17 protein-coding genes and 1 tRNA gene are annotated in these 17,843 nt (G+C 55.0%); 4 read left to right on the forward strand and 14 right to left on the reverse strand.

All coding sequences use genetic code 11. The annotated features are described in order from the left end of the window. Nucleotides 1–63 precede the first annotated feature (63 nt). The 3 genes from infC to VJ651_RS19910 all read right to left on the reverse strand — a co-directional run bounded on the left by infC (nt 64) and on the right by VJ651_RS19910 (nt 2,845). A complete protein-coding gene (infC, locus tag VJ651_RS19900; protein WP_136418181.1) occupies nt 64–585 on the reverse strand; it encodes a translation initiation factor IF-3 in 522 nt (173 codons plus the stop codon). Nucleotides 586–645: 60 nt separating this feature from the next. Beyond that, nucleotides 646–2,553: a threonine--tRNA ligase gene (thrS, locus tag VJ651_RS19905; RefSeq protein WP_324109104.1), complete on the reverse strand. Its 1,908-nt coding sequence runs from the start codon at nt 2,551–2,553 to the stop codon at nt 646–648. 215 nt (nt 2,554–2,768) lie between these two features. Continuing rightward, nucleotides 2,769–2,845: transfer RNA gene (locus tag VJ651_RS19910), tRNA-Val, on the reverse strand. A gap of 228 nt (nt 2,846–3,073) precedes the next feature. On the opposite strand from VJ651_RS19910, the gene VJ651_RS19915 reads away from it, so the two are divergent. After that, the gene (locus VJ651_RS19915; RefSeq protein ID WP_324109105.1) at nt 3,074–4,030 is read left to right on the forward strand and encodes a cation diffusion facilitator family transporter; all 957 of its coding nucleotides are present in this window, start codon (nt 3,074–3,076) and stop codon (nt 4,028–4,030) included. A 15-nt stretch (nt 4,031–4,045) separates the two neighbouring features. On the opposite strand, the gene VJ651_RS19920 is transcribed toward VJ651_RS19915, so the two are convergent. The 3 genes from VJ651_RS19920 to VJ651_RS19930 are packed head-to-tail and all read right to left on the reverse strand — an operon-like array spanning nt 4,046 to nt 7,543. Beyond that, entirely contained in the window at nt 4,046–6,295 is a 2,250-nt protein-coding gene (locus tag VJ651_RS19920) for a bifunctional (p)ppGpp synthetase/guanosine-3',5'-bis(diphosphate) 3'-pyrophosphohydrolase (protein ID WP_324109106.1), read from the reverse strand. 7 nt (nt 6,296–6,302) lie between these two features. Next, nucleotides 6,303–6,653 (reverse strand): RidA family protein, encoded by a 351-nt coding sequence (locus tag VJ651_RS19925; RefSeq protein WP_324109107.1) that lies wholly within the window; start codon nt 6,651–6,653, stop codon nt 6,303–6,305. 23 nt (nt 6,654–6,676) lie between these two features. Continuing rightward, nucleotides 6,677–7,543, reverse strand: coding sequence for an alpha/beta hydrolase (locus tag VJ651_RS19930; RefSeq protein ID WP_324109108.1), 867 nt, complete (start codon nt 7,541–7,543; stop codon nt 6,677–6,679). Between the two features lie 111 nt (nt 7,544–7,654). Between VJ651_RS19930 and VJ651_RS19935 the strand changes: the two genes are divergently transcribed. Beyond that, nucleotides 7,655–8,449, forward strand: a complete 795-nt coding sequence (locus tag VJ651_RS19935; protein WP_324109109.1) for a 3-hydroxybutyrate dehydrogenase — start codon at nt 7,655–7,657, stop codon at nt 8,447–8,449. A gap of 103 nt (nt 8,450–8,552) precedes the next feature. Here VJ651_RS19935 and VJ651_RS19940 read toward each other — a convergent pair whose 3' ends face one another. Both VJ651_RS19940 and VJ651_RS19945 read right to left on the reverse strand, forming a co-directional pair. After that, nucleotides 8,553–9,206, reverse strand: coding sequence for a 3-oxoacid CoA-transferase subunit B (locus VJ651_RS19940; protein ID WP_324109110.1), 654 nt, complete (start codon nt 9,204–9,206; stop codon nt 8,553–8,555). A gap of 14 nt (nt 9,207–9,220) precedes the next feature. Continuing rightward, nucleotides 9,221–9,919: a CoA transferase subunit A gene (locus VJ651_RS19945; protein ID WP_136418174.1), complete on the reverse strand. Its 699-nt coding sequence runs from the start codon at nt 9,917–9,919 to the stop codon at nt 9,221–9,223. A 133-nt stretch (nt 9,920–10,052) separates the two neighbouring features. On the opposite strand from VJ651_RS19945, the gene VJ651_RS19950 reads away from it, so the two are divergent. Then, on the forward strand, nt 10,053–10,613 hold the full coding sequence (locus VJ651_RS19950; protein ID WP_324109111.1) for a PAS and helix-turn-helix domain-containing protein: 561 nt from the start codon (nt 10,053–10,055) through the stop codon (nt 10,611–10,613). A 14-nt stretch (nt 10,614–10,627) separates the two neighbouring features. On the opposite strand, the gene VJ651_RS19955 is transcribed toward VJ651_RS19950, so the two are convergent. Further along, entirely contained in the window at nt 10,628–11,035 is a 408-nt protein-coding gene (locus tag VJ651_RS19955; RefSeq protein WP_324109112.1) for an acyl-CoA thioesterase, read from the reverse strand. A gap of 59 nt (nt 11,036–11,094) precedes the next feature. Next, nucleotides 11,095–11,871, reverse strand: coding sequence for an SDR family oxidoreductase (locus VJ651_RS19960; protein ID WP_324109113.1), 777 nt, complete (start codon nt 11,869–11,871; stop codon nt 11,095–11,097). A gap of 164 nt (nt 11,872–12,035) precedes the next feature. Between VJ651_RS19960 and VJ651_RS19965 the strand changes: the two genes are divergently transcribed. Next, the gene (locus VJ651_RS19965; protein WP_324109114.1) at nt 12,036–13,724 is read left to right on the forward strand and encodes an electron transfer flavoprotein-ubiquinone oxidoreductase; all 1,689 of its coding nucleotides are present in this window, start codon (nt 12,036–12,038) and stop codon (nt 13,722–13,724) included. Nucleotides 13,725–13,777: 53 nt separating this feature from the next. Here the strand turns inward: VJ651_RS19965 and VJ651_RS19970 are convergent, their stop codons facing one another. The 4 genes from VJ651_RS19970 to VJ651_RS19985 form a co-directional block, all read right to left on the reverse strand. Then, nucleotides 13,778–14,332: an NUDIX hydrolase gene (locus VJ651_RS19970; protein ID WP_324109115.1), complete on the reverse strand. Its 555-nt coding sequence runs from the start codon at nt 14,330–14,332 to the stop codon at nt 13,778–13,780. A 66-nt stretch (nt 14,333–14,398) separates the two neighbouring features. Next, on the reverse strand, nt 14,399–14,704 hold the full coding sequence (locus tag VJ651_RS19975; protein ID WP_324109116.1) for a DUF2818 family protein: 306 nt from the start codon (nt 14,702–14,704) through the stop codon (nt 14,399–14,401). 24 nt (nt 14,705–14,728) lie between these two features. Further along, nucleotides 14,729–16,213 carry an NADH-quinone oxidoreductase subunit NuoN gene (gene nuoN, locus VJ651_RS19980; protein WP_324109117.1) on the reverse strand — a complete coding sequence of 495 codons (1,485 nt, stop codon included), beginning with the start codon at nt 16,211–16,213 and terminating at the stop codon, nt 14,729–14,731. Nucleotides 16,214–16,325: 112 nt separating this feature from the next. After that, on the reverse strand, nt 16,326–17,816 hold the full coding sequence (locus VJ651_RS19985; RefSeq protein WP_324109118.1) for an NADH-quinone oxidoreductase subunit M: 1,491 nt from the start codon (nt 17,814–17,816) through the stop codon (nt 16,326–16,328). Between the last annotated feature and the right edge of the window lie 27 nt (nt 17,817–17,843).

Below are 17,843 nucleotides of genomic sequence, written 5' to 3' on the forward strand. Positions count from 1 at the left end.
CGGTCGAATCGCGTTCGCCGCCATTTGCACAGACCGCCCGACGGGGCGATTCATGCGAATTCTTTATTTCTTTTTCTTGGGCGCCAGCACCATCACCATCTGGCGGCCTTCCATTTTCGGGAACTGCTCAACCTGGCCATACGGTTCCAGATCGGCTTTGAGTCGCTCAAGCATACGCATGCCGATATCCTGGTGCGCCATTTCGCGTCCGCGGAACCGCAACGTAATCTTGGTCTTGTCGCCCTCTTCGAGGAACTTGGTCAAGTTACGCAGCTTGATGTTGTAATCGCCGTCGTCAGTACCCGGCCGGAATTTGACTTCCTTGACCTGGATAACCTTCTGCTTCAGCTTCGCTTCGTGCGCCTTTTTCTGTTCCTGATACTTGAACTTGCCATAATCCATCAGGCGGCACACAGGCGGTTGCGCGGTAGGCGCAATTTCCACCAGATCCACGTTTGCTTCTTCCGCCAAGCGGAAGGCTTCAGCCAGACTTACGATACCAAGCGGTTCGTTATTGACCCCAGAGAGGCGCACCTCGGGCACAGTAATTTCGCCGTTGATGCGATGCGACTTATCCGTAGCTATTGCAGTTTCCTTTTAAAATCAAATGATTAAGCCGTGCTCTAGCGCTTCGAGTTTCCTCGATCAGGCTTTGGTGTCGATCTCGTTCTTGAGTCGCTCCACCAGTGCATCGACCGGCATTACCCCCAAGTCGATGTTGCCCCGCGCACGCACGGCCACTGTTTTCGCATCCCGCTCCTTGTCGCCAATAACAACGATATAAGGCAGCTTCTGAACCGAATGCTCGCGTATTTTATAGGTTATTTTCTCATTACGCAAATCGAGGCGCACTCTAAACCCTTGTTTTTTCAGGTTTTGTGCTACTTCTTGAGCGTAATCAGCCTGTGCGTCCGAAATGTTCAGTATTGCAATCTGCACGGGCGCCAGCCACAACGGGAGCGCCCCCGCGTGATTTTCGATCAAGATGCCGACAAAGCGTTCCATCGAACCCACGATGGCCCGGTGCAGCATGACCGGCACCTTGCGCGTATTGTCATCCGCAACATATTCTGCACCGAGACGGCCCGGCATCGAAAAATCGACCTGCATGGTTCCGACCTGCCACGGCCGACCGAGCGAATCTTTCAGGTGGTACTCGATCTTCGGGCCGTAGAACGCCCCCTCGCCAGGCAACTCTTCCCAGGTTACGCCGCAGGCGCGCAGCGCCGAGCGAAGAGTTTCCTCCGCCCTATCCCAGGTTTCATCCGATCCGATGCGACTATCGGGACGCAAGGCGATCTTGATTGATATCTCGGTAAAACCGAAGTCTTTGTAGACACGCATTGCCTGCTGATGGAATGCGGTGACCTCGCCCTGAATCTGCTCTTCAGTACAGAAAATATGCCCGTCGTCCTGGGTAAAGCCGCGCACACGCATAATCCCGTGCAGCGCACCTGATGGCTCATTGCGGTGGCACTGCCCAAACTCACCATAACGCAAGGGCAGATCGCGGTAGCTGCGCATGTCAGAGTTGTAAATCTGAACATGCCCTGGGCAATTCATCGGCTTGAGTGCGTAATTCCGGTTCTCAGACTCGGTCACGAACATATTTTCGCGATAGTTTTCCCAATGGCCAGTCTTCTCCCACAAGGCACGGTCCAGAATCTGCGGCGCCTTGACTTCCTGATACCCGTTTTCCTGATAGACGCGACGCATGTACTGTTCAACCTGCTGCCAGATTGTCCAGCCCTTCGGATGCCAGAAAATCAAGCCCGGCGCCTCGTCCTGGAAATGGAACAAATCCAGGGCTTTGCCCAGTTTGCGGTGATCGCGCTTTTCAGCTTCCTCCAGCATGTGCAGGTAAGCGTCCTGGTCTTCCTTCTTCGCCCAAGCCGTTCCATATACACGCTGCAGCATCTCATTCTTCGAATCGCCGCGCCAGTATGCGCCGGCGAGCTTCATCAACTTGAAGACCTTCAGCTTGCCGGTGGACGGCACGTGCGGGCCACGGCACAGATCAGTGAACTTCCCTTCGGTATAGAGCGAGACGTCCTCGCCCTGCGGAATGGATCCGATGATTTCAGCCTTGTAAGCCTCGCCGATCGATTTGAAATACGCGACGGCCTCATCGCGCGGCAAGACTTTGCGAACCACCGGCTCGTCCCTCTTCGCCAGTTCCGCCATCTTCTTTTCGATCGCTTGCAAATCCTCGGGAGTAAACGGGCGCTTGTACGAGAAGTCGTAGTAAAAGCCGTTTTCAATTACCGGACCGATAGTGACTTGCGCATCGGGGAACAATTCCTTCACTGCATAGGCAAGCAAGTGCGCGGTCGAGTGACGAATCACGTCCAGACCTTCCGGATCCTTGTCGGTGACGATGGCAAGATCGGCATCGCGCTCGATCAGGAATGACGTGTCGACAACCTTGCCGTCGACCTTGCCTGCCAGCGCTGCCTTGGCAAGGCCTGTACCGATGCTCGCGGCGACTTGCGCAACCGTTATCGGGCCATCGAATTGACGTTGCGAACCGTCTGGAAGTCGGACTGAAACCATTTTGCGCTCCATGTCAGTGCAAAGTTAAAACTGACGCTAGAAGATTGAATATCAAAAACTGCAGACGAAAAAAAACGCGGACTAGCCGCGCTTTTTCTTATTGCAATGACGAAAAAGATCTCCGACTAGCGTCGCTCCCAAACCATGTTAGTGGTAGTTCGCGGTGTCATAACCGGATTGCCTTTCTCGCTCTTACAAAGGTACTGCTTTTTCGTTGGTAGGCTCGATTGGACTCGAACCAACGACCCCTACCATGTCAAGGTAGTGCTCTAACCAGCTGAGCTACGAGCCTAAAGAAGCGAAATTATAGCGGCATTTTTTTTATTTTGCTAGTGCCTTTGCTTAACGGCATCTTGAATTGGTAATAAACTTCTACTGCGAGGACATTCATGCGAGCATGAGTGGTGCAAGTCTACTGGCGATCGTTGCTCATGCCAGTCGTTTTGAGGAGCGAATTCTGTAGATTGAAAACGAGTATTTCCCAAACCATCGCAAACCTGAAATCCGTGCCGATATTCTAATGATCGGCCTATTAAATGAAGTTATGCATACAACGCCCTCCAACTCCACCTCAAGCCATCTGCATGCTCATCGCGCCGGTGATGCGTCCCATCATCACGTCGCCGAAAGGCGAAGCCCCAAAGTGCTCGGCTGGGCGGTGGTGCTGACGCTGATCTTTGCCGCAGTCGAAGCCTTTGCCGGATTCTGGTCCAATTCGCTGGCCTTGATTTCCGATGCGGGGCACATGGTGACCGACAGCACGGCACTCGGACTGGCACTGCTGGCACAAATCATCGCTCGACGTCCACCGTCGCCGAAACATTCATTCGGCTTTGGGCGCGCTGAAGCATTGGCCGCATTCATCAATGCGCTCGCCATGCTGGCAATCGTTGGCTGGATCGTTTTCGAGGCGGCGCAGCGCTTTTCCAGCCCACAGCCCGTTCAGGGCAAAACTGTTTTTGTTGTCGCCTTGATCGGTCTGGTAATCAATCTTGCGGTCGCTTGGGTGCTTTCGCAGGACAAGCAAAGTGTCAATGCCAGGGCCGCACTGGTTCACGTCATTGGAGATCTGCTCGGATCCGTGGCAGCGCTGATTGCCGGCGCGGTGATTTATTTTACCGGCTGGATGACCATCGATCCGCTGCTGTCTCTGGCCGTATCACTATTAATTCTGAAATCCACCTTTGGCATCTTGCGCGAGTCCTATCATTTCCTGATGGAGGGCGTGCCGCATCATATCGATTACTTGCAGGTCGGTGAAGATCTGGCCGCAATCGACGGTGTGCTATCGGTACACGACCTGCATGTATGGGAAATGACTCCCGGCCAACCCGCGCTGATCGGCCATGTCGAAATCCGCTCTCTGCTTGAATGGCCGACGCTGCTTCAGGCCATCAAGGCCATGCTCTTGGAAAAACACAGCATCGATCATGTGACGCTACAGGCGGAACTGCCGACAATGGCCGATGATCATTAGCTGCGATTTATTGGTTTATTGACGCTGTGCCTGCAGCACACCGTTAACATCGCGAATGATCATCAACGCCTTCTGCAATTGTTCAGTCGAGGAGATTTCAGCGGTGAACGACATGCGCGCCTGCCCCTTCGCGCTCTGTGTGTTGACGCCGATGACATTAATCTTCTCTCTTGAGAAAACCTCGGTAATATCGCGCAACAAGCCTTGCCGGTCATTCGCGAGAACGAAAATATCCACTGGATAAACCGTCTCCCTTCCTGCCTCTCCCCATGTGGTCTGGATCACACGTTCCAGCGCCTTCATTCGCATTTGCGCTAGGTTCTTGCAATTGGCACGATGGATCGACACACCTTTTCCTCTGGTGATGAAACCGACGATTTCATCAGGCGGCGCCGGCTTGCAGCAGCGTGCCAGCTGAGTCATGAGGCCATCTGTGCCGACGACAAGAACCCCGGAACGCGCGCCCTGCGCGACGCTGGACGCGCGGCTCTTGTTCGGGACGATCGCCTCTTCGACCGGCTTCGGCGCATTCCTGGCGTCATCCTCATGGAGAACATATTCGATATTGCGCAGGCTGAACTCTTCTTTGCCAACCGCAAGAAACAAATCGTCGAGCTTCGAAAAACCGAGCTTGTGCGCCAGCTCTTCAAGATTGATGGCGGTCTTGCCCTCTCGCTGCAAGGTCTTTTCAACGAGGCTGCGACCGTGCGAGAGCGTTTCCTGCTGCTCGATAGCATTGAACCACGCGCGGACCTTGGTCCGGGTGCGCGGGCTTGCGACATAACCGGGGCTTAACCAATCGCGCGACGGTCCGACCGCAGCGCCACCCCGTGCCGTGATGATCTCAACCGTCTGCCCGTTCTTCAATACCGTATTCAGAGGCACCATTGCACCGTCGACGCGCGCACCGCGGCATCGATGGCCAACATCGGTATGCAGGTGATATGCAAAATCGATCGGCGTGGCGCCATTTGGCAATTCGATGACGCGGGCCTGCGGCGTCAGCACATAGATGCGATCGTCCAGCGCCGCGGATTTGAGCTTTTCCACCCACTCGCGCCGCATGTCTTCCTGCGCTACTACCGCGTCGGCAACTTCGCTCTTCCACGCAAGAAGCTGGCGTAACCATGCGATTTTTTCGTCATACTTCTGTGCGGAGAAATTCGACCCACCACTCTCCTTGTAGCGCCAGTGAGCCGCCACGCCGTACTCTGCGAAGCGGTGCATTTCATGCGTGCGTATCTGCACTTCCAGCGCACGCCCGTCTTCTGCAATCACAACGGTATGCAGTGACTGGTAACCATTCGACTTCGGCCGCGAGATGTAATCATCAAACTCGTCGGGAATGGGCGTCCAGATGTTATGCACCAGGCCAAGCACGGTATAGCAAGCCTTGACATCGTCGACGATCACACGGAATGCACGCACATCGTACAACTCGGAAAAGTCGAGCGACTTTCCGCGCATCTTGTTCCAGATACTGAAGATATGCTTCGGCCGGCCGGACACCTCGGCCTTGATGTCTGCCGCAGCCAGTTCCGACTTCAGTCGTCCGATCGCCGCTTCGACGAAACTCTCACGTTCGAGGCGCTTTTCTTCGAGCATCCTGGCGATGCGCTTGTACGTCGCCGGCTCAAGGAAGCGAAACGCCAGATCTTCAAGCTCCCATTTCAACTGCCATATGCCGAGCCGGTTTGCCAGCGGCGCATACAGATCAAGCGTCTCGCGCGCGTATTGATGTGTCTTTTCATTCTCCAGTTTGAGCTCGGAGAAATAGCGCAATGTCGTCACTCTCGAAGCAAGGCGCACGAGAACCGCGCGCATATCCGATGCCATTGCGAGCAGCATCTTGCGCAGCGTTTCAAGATGCTCCGCCGCCTGTTGCGAGGCGTTCTTGCCGCGTCCAACCTCATGCTGACCCGAGGTTTGCACATGCAATCGCATCAACTGCCGAATGCCATTCACCAGGTCGGCGATATCCTTCCCGAACCGGGATTCGATCGTTTCAGCCGCCTTGGGATCGATGACGGGAAGCTCCGTCAATAGACCGGCAATGCGCGTATCCGCATCCGTATTGAGCAAGGCAAGCACGCTTGCGATGCCTTGCGCAAACTCGAACGCATCCTGTCCGGTGATCATGCTGTTGCCGCGATAGATCGGCTCGATGAAGCCAAGCGCATCCATTACGCGCGCGCTGTCTTCTGTCGTCAATCCGGAAGACAACAGAACATGCGTTTCGCTTTGCGTTGCTGCGACGGAAACCATTCAGCGACTATCTCTGTGCGGCAGTCACGACCATCTCGATCAGCCACTCAGGCTTCGCGAGCTTCGCCTCGACTGTTGCGCGCGGCGGAGAATTACCCTCGGCAACCCATTCATTCCAGGCGGCGTTCATTTCACCAAAATCTTTCATGTCCGCGATAAATATCTGACACATCAGAATGCGTGATTTGTCGCTGTTCGCTTCAGCCAGTAAACGGTCGATATGACCAAGCACCTCGCGCGTCTGGCCGGCGATATTCTGCGTCAGGTCTTCTGCGACCTGCCCAGCAAGATACACCGTGCCGTTATGTATTGCGACCTCGGAGAGCGTCTTCCCTGTATGCAAACGTTTGATATCCATGATGTCCCGTTGTTGAATCCGTGTTACTGGAGCAAAAACTCCTTCACGACATTGATCTGGTCTGCGTGCAGGAAGGTGGGTGCATGCCCGACACTGGGGATCTCGACCAGTTTCGCCTTAGGCCCGCGCGATGTCATCGCTTGCGCGGCATCGTGCGTCAGCAAGTCGGATTGCGCGCCGCGCACCACAAGAGTCGGACAGGAAATGGCATCGTACATCGCCCACAGCACTGCCTCCATCTGCCGAATGCTTTCCGGCGTTGGCGCCTTGATCGTGGACGCGATGCCGGGATCATAATTTCGAATCCATTGGCCATCCTTATCCTGCTTCAGCACATCGGTCGCAAGCTTGTTCCACTCCTCATCGGCATGCGGCCCGAACGGCAGCGAAATTTCCTTGATATAGTGCACCGCTTCATCGAAGGTCTTGAACCGAACCGGTTCTCCGATATAAGTTCCAATGCGGGTCAGCGCCTCCGGATTAAGCGATGGGCCGACATCATTCAGGACAAGTTTGCGAATTGGAGTGTCTTGCAGCGACGCCAAGCCGATCCCTATCAAGCCCCCCATCGATGTCCCCAGCCAGTGCACCGATTCCGCATCGATGCGTGCAAGCAAAGTCACCATGTCGCTGACGTATTGCGGAATCTGATAATGCTGCGGATCGCGCAGCCAACCGGAACGCCCTCGGCCGACGACGTCCGGGCAGACCACGCGATATTCCCCGCACAATTCCCTCGCCAGATTGTCGAAATCATCGGAGACGCGAGTGACTCCATGCACACAAACGAGCACCTTCGAATTCCGCTCGTCGCCCCATTCCTTGTAGGCCATTTTATGCAGGCCGGACGGGGACAGGCATTGCAGCGTTTTAATCCGATGTTGAGTCATTTTGTCGGGTATCAGTAAATCCGATTGTCATTCTCACATTTTACTGGTCGTTCCGCTTAAAATCCTATCTAAGTTTGTCGCAATTCCAAATTTCATTCGAAGAGGGACATCATGCAAGGCAATATGCACAAAGGGAAGACTGCGCTCGTCACCGGATCGACATCCGGCATCGGCTTGGGAATCGCCCGAACATTCGCTGCTCAGGGCGCAAACATCGTCTTCAATGGTTTCGGAGATGCCAAGGAAATCGAGGCGCTGCAAGCCAGCGTCAGGGACGACTTTGGCGTGCAGACTGCCTATCACAATGCAGACATGTCCAAGCCCGCGGAAATTGAAGCCATGATGAAGTTCGCCGCAGAGCGCTTTGGCGGCGTCGATATCCTGGTCAACAATGCCGGGATTCAACACGTTGCGAACATCGAAGATTTCCCCATCGAAAAGTGGGATGCAATCATTGCAATCAATCTGAGTTCAGCGTTTCACACGACACGGCTTACGCTGCCTGCAATGAAGGTTCGGAACTGGGGTCGCATCATCAACGTCGCGTCAGTGCATGGATTGGTTGGCTCGGCGCAGAAATCGGCCTATGTGGCGGCCAAGCATGGCATCGTCGGCTTCACCAAGGTTACCGCGCTCGAAACCGCGCATACAGGCATTACATGCAACGCGATCTGCCCAGGATGGGTACTTACTCCGCTGGTGCAAAAACAGGTCGATGCACGCGCTTCGCAGCAAGGCATATCGAATGAGGAAGCCAAGAAGAGCTTGCTGCTGGAGAAGCAGCCCTCGGGTGAATTCGTCACGCCCGAGCAACTTGGCGAGCTCGCACTGTTTCTTTCCAGCGATGCGGCCAGCCAGGTTCGCGGTGTTGCGTGGAACATGGATGGCGGTTGGGTTGCGCAATAGGGATTATCCTCGGGCATCGGTCGGCGGAAGTCATCGCCGATTGAGGTCCGGGACAAATAAAAACGGCGCTCGAAAGCGCCGTTTTTATTTTCGGAAGCCGACTTTAATGCACGGCGCTCACGTCCAGTTCCGCACCTGTCTTCTCGATGAATTCTTCCTTCGTTACACCAGGTGCAAGTTCAATCAACTTCAAGCCGTTTGTTCCGACGTCGATAACGCCAAGATCGGTAATGATGCGATTGACCACGCCGACGCCCGTCAGCGGAAGGTCGCATTTCTTCAGGATCTTGTGTGATGTCGATCCATCCTTGGCCTTGGCAACATGCTCCATCAGGACGACCACGCGGCCAACACCGGCGACCAAGTCCATCGCGCCACCCATGCCCTTGACCATTTTCCCGGGAATCATCCAGTTCGCCAGGTCGCCCTTCTCGCTCACCTGCATTGCGCCGAGAATCGCGATATTGATCTTGCCGCCGCGGATCATTGCAAACGAATCCGCAGAACTGAAGAAGGACGATCCACGTAGTGCCGTGACCGTCTGTTTCCCGGCATTGATCAGGTCCGGATCGACCTCGTCATCGGTGGGGAACGGGCCGATGCCCAGCAAGCCGTTTTCCGACTGCAGCCACACTTCAATGTCCTTCGGCACGTAATTGGCAACCAGCGTCGGCAAACCAATACCGAGATTCACATAAAAGCCGTCCTGCAGTTCCTTCGCCGCGCGCGCGGCCATTTCGTCACGAGTCCATGCCATGTTCGTTCTCCGTATTACTTTGCACGCGTAGTGCGTTGTTCGATGCGCTTCTCCGGCGTTGCATTGACAACAATGCGATGCACGAAAATACCCGGGGTATGGACTTGATCGGGATCAATCTCGCCCGCCTCAACCAGCTTCTCGACCTCGACCACGGTGATCTTGCCCGCCATGGCGATGTTCGGATTGAAGTTGCGTGCGGTCTTGCGGAATACCAAGTTGCCCACCTTGTCGGCCATATAGGCCTTCACCAGCGAGACATCGGCGACGAGGGAACGCTCCATCACATACTGATGGCCGTCGAATTCGCGCACTTCCTTTCCCTCGGCGACGATGGTGCCGACGCCGGTCTTGGTGAAGAACGCGGGAATGCCTGCACCGCCGGCGCGCAGCTTCTCGGCCAAGGTGCCTTGCGGCGTGAATTCCAGCTCGAGTTCACCAGCCAGATACTGGCGTTCAAACTCCTTGTTTTCACCCACATAGGATGAAATCATTTTCTTGATCTGACGCGTCGACAAGAGCTGCCCCAGGCCGAAACCGTCGACGCCTGCATTGTTGGAGATCGCCGTCAGGTTCTTCACGCCGGAATCGCGCAGAGCCTCGATCAGTGCCTCGGGAATGCCGCACAGTCCGAAGCCGCCGACGGCAATCGTTTGGCCGTCCTTGACAATGCCGGCCAGAGCACTGGCGGCATCAGGATAAACTTTATTCATTCCGACCCTCTTCTTGTGTAAAGTGCCCCTAAAAAGGCTGTTGTAATGTGCCTGTCAGCATAAGATGCTGGACTACACCATGCAATACCGTAAAAATACGAATTTTTGCCACAAAAAGGCCACCCGATAGCCTATGAGCGCACCCTTGACGATAGACTACCAGACGATCTTTCAGCATGCGCCGGTGGGTATGTGCGTATCGCAGCACAGGGTCATTCACGCGTGCAATGATGCGCTCGCAGAAATGTTCGGCTATCGGCCCCGCGAACTGGTCGGCCAGTCTTTTCGCGTACTCTATCCGACACTCGACGAATTTGAACGCACGGGAGCCCGTATCGTTCCTATCATGAGCGCGAAGGGCTACTATTCCGATGAGCGGATCATGAAGCGCGCCAATCACGAGTTATTCTGGTGCCATGTCAGCGGCCGCTCCTTGATCCATGATGACCCGCATGCGGCCGGAATCTGGACTTTCGAGGATCTCAGTGCGAAACGCCCTGTCACGGCGGAGCTGACGCCTCGCGAACGGGAGATCGCTGCATTGCTGGTCGAAGGAAAAACCAGCAAGCTGATTGCGCGTCAAATCGGGCTGAGTCCACGAACCGTGGAAATGCACCGCGCAAAGCTCATGCGGAAATTTTCAGCGGCGACCTCAAGTGAACTGGTGCATCGCCTGATGGGTGTGACCGGCTGATTCAGCCGCAGCACTTATGTTGCCAGGAGATGGAGAATGCGCTCCGGCAAAGGCACGGATTTTTCCTGCGAATAATTGATCCACACGACCTTCGCACCACCCGACGCAGCAAGCACCTCCGGTTGATCGACCCGCCGGATTTCCTGAATTGTTTCGAAGCTGGATCGTCCCGGTGGACCGACAAAGGTCCGAACCTCGATATCCCCGGGGTATTTCAGTTGCTTGATGAAAGTGCAGTGCGCATTGATGATCACCGGACCTTCCCCGCTCGCGTCGGGTCCGCACCCCTGTTCGGTGAACCACTCGATCCGCGCTTGTTCGAGATAGCGAAAATAAATCGTGTTGTTGACATGTCCCATCGCGTCCATGTCTCCCCAGCGAATCGGGATATGCAATGTATGAACGAGCTTCTTGTGGGTCATAGGAAATCAGGCTGGATGCTGGGTGGCCGCCGCTGATGCGGCCGCTCGAATTCAGGGACTCAGTAGGCGCTCATTCCGTCGTCGGCAGTAACGATGGCACCATTGATGAAATTCGACTCATCGGATGCCAGCAAAAGCAGCAAGCCGTCGAGGTCTTCCGGTTTGCCGAGACGCTTGCGCGGCAACATGTTGATCAAGTTGCGACCCTGCTCTGTTTCGAAATGCTCGGCATTGATTTCCGTGCTGATGTAGCCGGGACAGATGGCATTGACATTGATGCCGTAGCGCCCCCACTCCACCGCCATCGATTTAGTCATGTGCACGACCGCCGCCTTGCTCATGCAATAGATCCCGATTTGCGGCAATACCCGCAGGCCTGCCACCGAGGCGATATTGATGATTCTATGCTGCTTCCTCGGATCACCCTTGGCGCGTGCGATCATGCGCTTTGCAGCCTCCTGCGCAACGAAGAAGGCACCGCGCTGATTGGTGTCCATGACGAACGCATAGTCCTCCGGCGTGACATCGACCAGGCGCTGAGTGGTGGAGACGCCTGAATTATTCACAAGAATATCGATCGGCCCCGCCTCCGTCTCGGCGTGGGCAATTGCAGATTTGATGCTGGAATAATCCGTGACATCCAGCGCCACCACATGCGCGGCGCCGCCGGAAGCCTCGATCTCCGCGCGCAACTCCTTCAGGCGATCGACCCTGCGCGATGCGAGCACAACCTGGGCACCGGCCTCAGCAAGCACCTTCGCGAACCGAGCGCCGAGTCCACTTGACGCACCGGTAATCAATGCGATCTTCCCCTCAAAATTGACTTCAATCCCCACGTATATCTCCAAAGTTTGTCATGCAATTTACTGTGCTGCCCCGTCGGACACATTATCATTACACGAAAGTGCAATGATTAGAGTGATGTATCTAGCATTCTCATTCAAAATCCACGACAATTAGCACGTTCGTTCGATAATCTTATTTTACCGTGGGGAAGACCATGACGCAGACCCAAAATCTGATAGAACAATACGGCCCGCGAGAAGCGATGGAATATGACGTCGTCATCGTAGGCGCCGGTCCCGCCGGCTTGGCTGCCGCGATTCGGCTGAAGCAACTGGCGGCAGAAAAAAGCAGGGAGATTTCTGTCTGCGTGCTGGAAAAAGGCGGCGAGGTCGGTGCCCATATTCTTTCCGGTGCCGTGATGGACCCGATTGCAATGAACGAGCTGTTCCCGAAGTGGAAGGAAATGGGCGCGCCGCTGAATCAGCCCGTCACCGCAGATGACATCCTGACCCTCACGGAAACCGGCGCCTCGCGCATTCCCGATTGGCTGGTCCCGCGCAATTTCCATAATCACGGCAACTACGTCGTGGCTCTTGGCGCACTCGTCAAATGGCTGGGGCAACAGGCTGAAGCGCTTGGCGTCGAAATCTTCCCGGGCTTCCCTGCTGCCGAAGTCCTGTACGACGACAAGGGCGCAGTCAAGGGCGTGGCCACCGGCAATATGGGCATCGGCAAGGACGGCGAACCGACTGAAGCCTTCCAGCTCGGTATGGAATTGCTTGGCAAGTACACCCTGTTTGCAGAGGGCGCGCGCGGTCATCTCGGCAAGCAATTGATTGCCAAGTACAAGCTCGACGCAGGCAAGGATCCGCAAAGCTTCGCGATCGGCATCAAAGAACTATGGGAAGTTGATCCCGCCAAGGCGAAGCCGGGACTGGTGGTCCACACTGCCGGCTGGCCCATGGATCCGCATACCTTCGGCGGCGGATTCCTCTATCACCTGGAAGACAACAAGGTCACGCTCGGCTTTGTTATCGGTCTGGATTACAAGAATCCATGGATGAGCCCGTTCGAGGAAATGCAGCGCTGGAAGACACACCCGAGCATTCGCGCTCAACTTGAGGGCGGCAAGCGTATCAGCTATGGTGCACGTGCAATCAACAACGGTACGCCGCAGGCGCTGCCTAAACTCGTCTTCCCGGGAGGTGCGTTGCTGGGGTGCGATGCAGGCTTCTTGAACGCCGCGCGCATCAAGGGCAGCCATACCGCGATCAAGAGCGGCATGCTGTGCGCCGAGGCGGTCTTCGAAGCAGTGACCTCTGGTCGTGCAGGTGATGAACTGGTTGCGTATCCCCAAGCGTATGAAAACAGCTGGCTGGCCAAAGAACTTGATGAAACTCGCAACTTCAAGAACTGGTTCAAGAAGGGTCCACTCGTTGGGCAGCTGATGACGGGGATCGAACAATGGTTTCTGCCCAAGATTGGTGTCAAGAGCCCGCCTTGGACGCTGCATCGCGACAAACCGGATCATACCTATTTGCTGCCGGCCGACCAATGCCCGAAGATCGATTATTCCAAGCCCGACGGCAAGCTTACGTTTGATCGCCTCAACAGCGTTTTCGTCAGCAATACCAATCACGAAGAAAACCAGCCGGTGCATTTGACCTTGAAAGACGCATCGGTGCCGGTAAAGATCAATCTGGCGAAATTTGCCGGACCCGAAAGCCGCTATTGCCCGGCTGGCGTGTACGAATTTGTGAAAACGGATGCCGGTGAAGACCGCCTGCAAATCAATGCGGCGAACTGCGTGCATTGCAAGACCTGCGACATCAAGGATCCGACGCAAAACATCGTATGGGTTACACCGGAAGGTGGTGGCGGCCCGAATTATTCAAACATGTAATAAAAACGTAAAGAGCCGCGATTGCGGCTCTTTTTTCATTCCGGACAAAACCATCAGGGCTTCCAGGCACCGCTCAGAATTTTCTCCAGCCAGAACGCGCCGATCACCGTCTTCACATCAGTCAGCTTTCCCTCGCGTATCCAGCTCAGCATGTCCGGCACGCTCGCGGTGAATGTCTCCAGAAATTCGCCGTCATCGAGCTTTCGCGCCCCAGCCACAAGCCCTCGGGCGAGGAAAATATCGAGATGCTCGTCCGAATACGCAATCGCATTATGGATTGTGCATACAAACTTCCAGTCGGTGGCGGTATATCCTGTCTCCTCCTGAAGTTCGCGTTTGGCGCACACAAGAGGGTCTTCATCGGGATCGATCTTCCCCGCGGGAAATTCAATAAAAACCCGGTTCAAGGGGTAACGAAATTGCCGTTCCAGCAGGACTGTTCCGTCGTCCAATAGCGGCAGGATGACGACCGCTCCAGGATGCTTGATGTACTCTCTTTTCGAATTCTTTCCATCGGGCAGGCGCACGGTATCGCGCTGGACTTTCAGGAAATGCCCTTCATAGGCGAGTTCGCTATCGACTTGATGTTCTTTCAGGTGCAGATCCACAGCCATCCTCCAATACGTTGAATGCACCTATTTTACTGTGCGGCGACGATCGGCCATTACAGCAAATCAACCGTGTCGCTTGCGCAAGTATCGGAACACAAAACCGGGGTATGCCAGCACCACGAAGAGGCATGCCGTAATCGCGTAAAACTCCCAGTGCTGGGAGAACACATTACCGATACGCTTCTCCAGCAATAATGCAATTCCGAGGATGAGGAAGTAGAGGACAAGGAGCTCCAACAATCGAAGCCAAAGCGGCTTGCGAGGAGAGCCAATCGGGATAAGAGCGAAAAGCCGCTCGTTCAGAAAAGGCAAGTTGGCGGCAAGCGCCGCCAACAGGATTACAAACCAGCTCGCGAGAGAAACATCCACCGAGAAGATAAATCCGGATCCGGATTAAGCCGCCAGCGTTTTCACGATGGTCGTTGCACACAAAGCCATCAGGGGCCCCGGCAACACACCAAGAACAAGAATTGCGATGCCGTTCACGCTCAGGGCGAAGCGCATGTCGGCGGGGGCCACAATCTGCGCCGTATCCACCGGTTCATCAAAGTACATCACTTTGACAACACGCAGGTAATAGAAGGCACCGATCAGCGACAGCAACACGGCAACGACGGCCAGCCAAACCTGTCCCGTTCCCAGTACTGCTTGCAATACCGCCAGCTTTGCATAGAATCCGACGGTCGGAGGAATGCCGGCGAGCGAGAACATCAGGATCAGCATCACAAATGCGAACCATGGGCTACGCTGATTCAGGCCTTTGAAGTCATCGATATTCTCCGCCTCAAAACCGGAGCGAGCGAGCAGCATGATCGCGCCGAATGTGCCCAAGGTCGTGAGGACGTAGGTGATCGAATAAAACAAGGCAGAACTGTATGCATTGCCAGCGGGACCAACATCGCCATTCACTACGCCCGACAACATGCCAAGCAACATGAAGCCCATTTGGCCGATTGTCGAATATGCCAGCATGCGCTTCAAGTTCGTCTGCACGACCGCAGTAATATTACCGATCGCCATCGACAACACCGCAAGCACGGTAATCATCTGCTGCCAATCAATCGCCAACGGAAAAAGTCCCTCAACCAACAGGCGGATCGTGATCGCAAACGCTGCCAGCTTCGGTGCGCCGCCCAGAAGGAGAGTCACCGCCGTAGGTGCCCCCTCATATACATCGGGCACCCACATGTGGAACGGAACAACACCAAGTTTGAACGCCAGACCAGCAACAACAAACACCACGCCGAACACAAGCACGGTCTTGTTCACAGTGCCGGATGCAGTTGCCTTGGCCACTTCGGTCAAATCAAGCGAGCCTGTGGCGCCGTACAGCATCGACAGGCCGTACAGCAGGAACCCGGACGCCAGTGCGCCCAGAATGAAGTACTTCATGGATGCTTCAGTCGATACCGAATTACCGCGACGCAGCGCCACCAGTGCATACAAGGACAAGGACATCAATTCCAGGCCGAGATAGATGATCAGGAAGTTATTCCCTGAGATCATCACCATTTGCCCGAGCAAGGCAAACAACCCGAGCACATAGAATTCGCCGCCGAGCGTACCGCCCAGCATTCCCCTGTCCGTCGCATACTGACGCGAGTAAATGAGGGTAATACCAACAGCAACATACGAGAAGATCTTCAGGAGGTTCGACATCGGATCCGACACAAACATATTATGGAATGTGTAGGTTGTCGTCCCATTGAAGTCAGCAACGTTTAGCGCGATGCAGACAATGAGCGTCGCAATCGTTAGCCCGTAGGTGATATGTCGCTTGGCGTCGGCCAGAAACATGTCAATCAGCAGAATTGCCGAGGTTGCGACCAGCAGAAAAATTTCCGGATAAGCCGGCACCAGATTCATCATGTTATTCATGTTGTCACTCTTAAGCCCCGCAGAAACAGCCTGAGCCGCTTCCGTCTAAACGCCCCCTCACGCATGAATGAGAAAGAGGACGGGTGTGAGGGATGCCTCCACGTATTTCGTTTCAGTTCAACTTGGATATCGCGACGTGCTTGAGCAAATCATCGACCGAAACCTGCATCACATCAGTGAATGGCGCAGGATACAGGCCCATTACCAGCACAGCGATCGCCAGCAGGCTCAGCATGACGAACTCACGGCTACTGAGATCCTTCAACTTGGCAACATGATCGTTGGCGATGGCACCAAATATCACTCGTTTCACCAGCCAGAGAGAATACGCTGCGCCCCAAATCAGGGCCGTAGCAGCGAGTATCCCGATCCAGAAATTAAACTTGACCGTACCAAGAATAACCATGAATTCACCGACAAACCCGGAAGTTGCCGGAAGCCCGCAATTCGCCAAGGAGAACAGAACAAAAAAGGTAGCGAATCGCGGCATCGTGTTGATCACACCGCCGTAGTCGGCAATCTGACGCGAGTGCATGCGGTCATACAAGACGCCAATGCAAAGGAACATCGCGGCGGATACGAAGCCGTGCGAGATCATTTGCACGATACCGCCCTGCACCGCCATCTCGTTAAAGACGAAGAAGCCAAGCGTGACGAAGCCCATGTGCGCAATCGACGAGTACGCAACCAGTTTCTTCATGTCTGCCTGCACCAACGCGACGAGGCCAATGTAGATGACCGCAATCAACGACAAGGTAATGATGAACCCGGACAATGAATGGCTCGCGTCTGGAGCGATCGGCAAGGAAAACCGCAGAAAACCGTAAGCACCGAGCTTCAGCATGATAGCTGCCAGTACCACTGAACCACCCGTAGGCGCTTCGACGTGCGCATCAGGCAGCCATGTATGCACCGGCCACATCGGCACCTTGACTGCAAATGCCATCAGGAAGGCAAAGAAGATCAAGATCTGCACATTCAATGGCAGTGGAAGTTTATGCCACGCCAGGATGTCGAAGCTGCCACCCGATTTGAAGTAAAGGTACAAAAGCGCAACTAGGGTGAGCAAGGAACCCAGCAACGTGTAGAGGAAGAACTTGATCGCGGCGTACACGCGGTTTGCACCGCCCCAGACGCCAATGATGATGAACATCGGAATCAGCGTCGCCTCAAAGAACACATAGAACAGCAAGCCATCCAGCGCGCAAAACACACCAATCATCAGACCGGAGAGGATGAGGAATGCACCCATGTACTGCGCGACGCGCTTCTCGATGACTTCCCAGCCTGCAATCACGACAATAATTGTGATGAAAGCGGTCAGCAATACGAACCAGATCGATATGCCGTCAATGCCGAGGAAGTAATTGACATTGAAGCGCTCGATCCAGGCTGCTTTCTCGACGAACTGCATGCCATGCGCGGCTTTGTCGAACTGCTGAATCAAGGGCAGCGTGACAAGGAAACTGATGATGGACCCCAGCAGCGATACGGCTCGCACCAATGCCGGGTTGTCATCACGGCCGAATGCCAGGACGAACAGGCCGAACGCGATTGGGCACCAGATCGCGAGGCTCAGAAGAGGAAAAGTTGACTGCATCATGATTGTTTTTTGCTTTACTTCGCCAAC

It is taken from the genome of Noviherbaspirillum sp., assembly GCF_035254865.1.
Classification (GTDB): Bacteria; Pseudomonadota; Gammaproteobacteria; order Burkholderiales; family Burkholderiaceae_D; genus Noviherbaspirillum.

Coding starts and splice junctions, on each gene's coding strand:
- thrS (WP_324109104.1), bottom strand. CDS start 2,553: ATGGTTTCAGTCCGACTTCCAGACGGTTCGCAACGTCAATTCGATGGC.
- VJ651_RS19915 (WP_324109105.1), top strand. CDS start 3,074: ATGATCGGCCTATTAAATGAAGTTATGCATACAACGCCCTCCAACTCC.
- VJ651_RS19920 (WP_324109106.1), bottom strand. CDS start 6,295: ATGGTTTCCGTCGCAGCAACGCAAAGCGAAACGCATGTTCTGTTGTCT.
- VJ651_RS19925 (WP_324109107.1), bottom strand. CDS start 6,653: ATGGATATCAAACGTTTGCATACAGGGAAGACGCTCTCCGAGGTCGCA.
- VJ651_RS19930 (WP_324109108.1), bottom strand. CDS start 7,543: ATGACTCAACATCGGATTAAAACGCTGCAATGCCTGTCCCCGTCCGGC.
- VJ651_RS19935 (WP_324109109.1), top strand. CDS start 7,655: ATGCAAGGCAATATGCACAAAGGGAAGACTGCGCTCGTCACCGGATCG.
- VJ651_RS19940 (WP_324109110.1), bottom strand. CDS start 9,206: ATGGCATGGACTCGTGACGAAATGGCCGCGCGCGCGGCGAAGGAACTG.
- VJ651_RS19945 (WP_136418174.1), bottom strand. CDS start 9,919: ATGAATAAAGTTTATCCTGATGCCGCCAGTGCTCTGGCCGGCATTGTC.
- VJ651_RS19950 (WP_324109111.1), top strand. CDS start 10,053: ATGAGCGCACCCTTGACGATAGACTACCAGACGATCTTTCAGCATGCG.
- VJ651_RS19955 (WP_324109112.1), bottom strand. CDS start 11,035: ATGACCCACAAGAAGCTCGTTCATACATTGCATATCCCGATTCGCTGG.
- VJ651_RS19965 (WP_324109114.1), top strand. CDS start 12,036: ATGACGCAGACCCAAAATCTGATAGAACAATACGGCCCGCGAGAAGCG.
- nuoN (WP_324109117.1), bottom strand. CDS start 16,213: ATGAATAACATGATGAATCTGGTGCCGGCTTATCCGGAAATTTTTCTG.
- VJ651_RS19985 (WP_324109118.1), bottom strand. CDS start 17,816: ATGATGCAGTCAACTTTTCCTCTTCTGAGCCTCGCGATCTGGTGCCCA.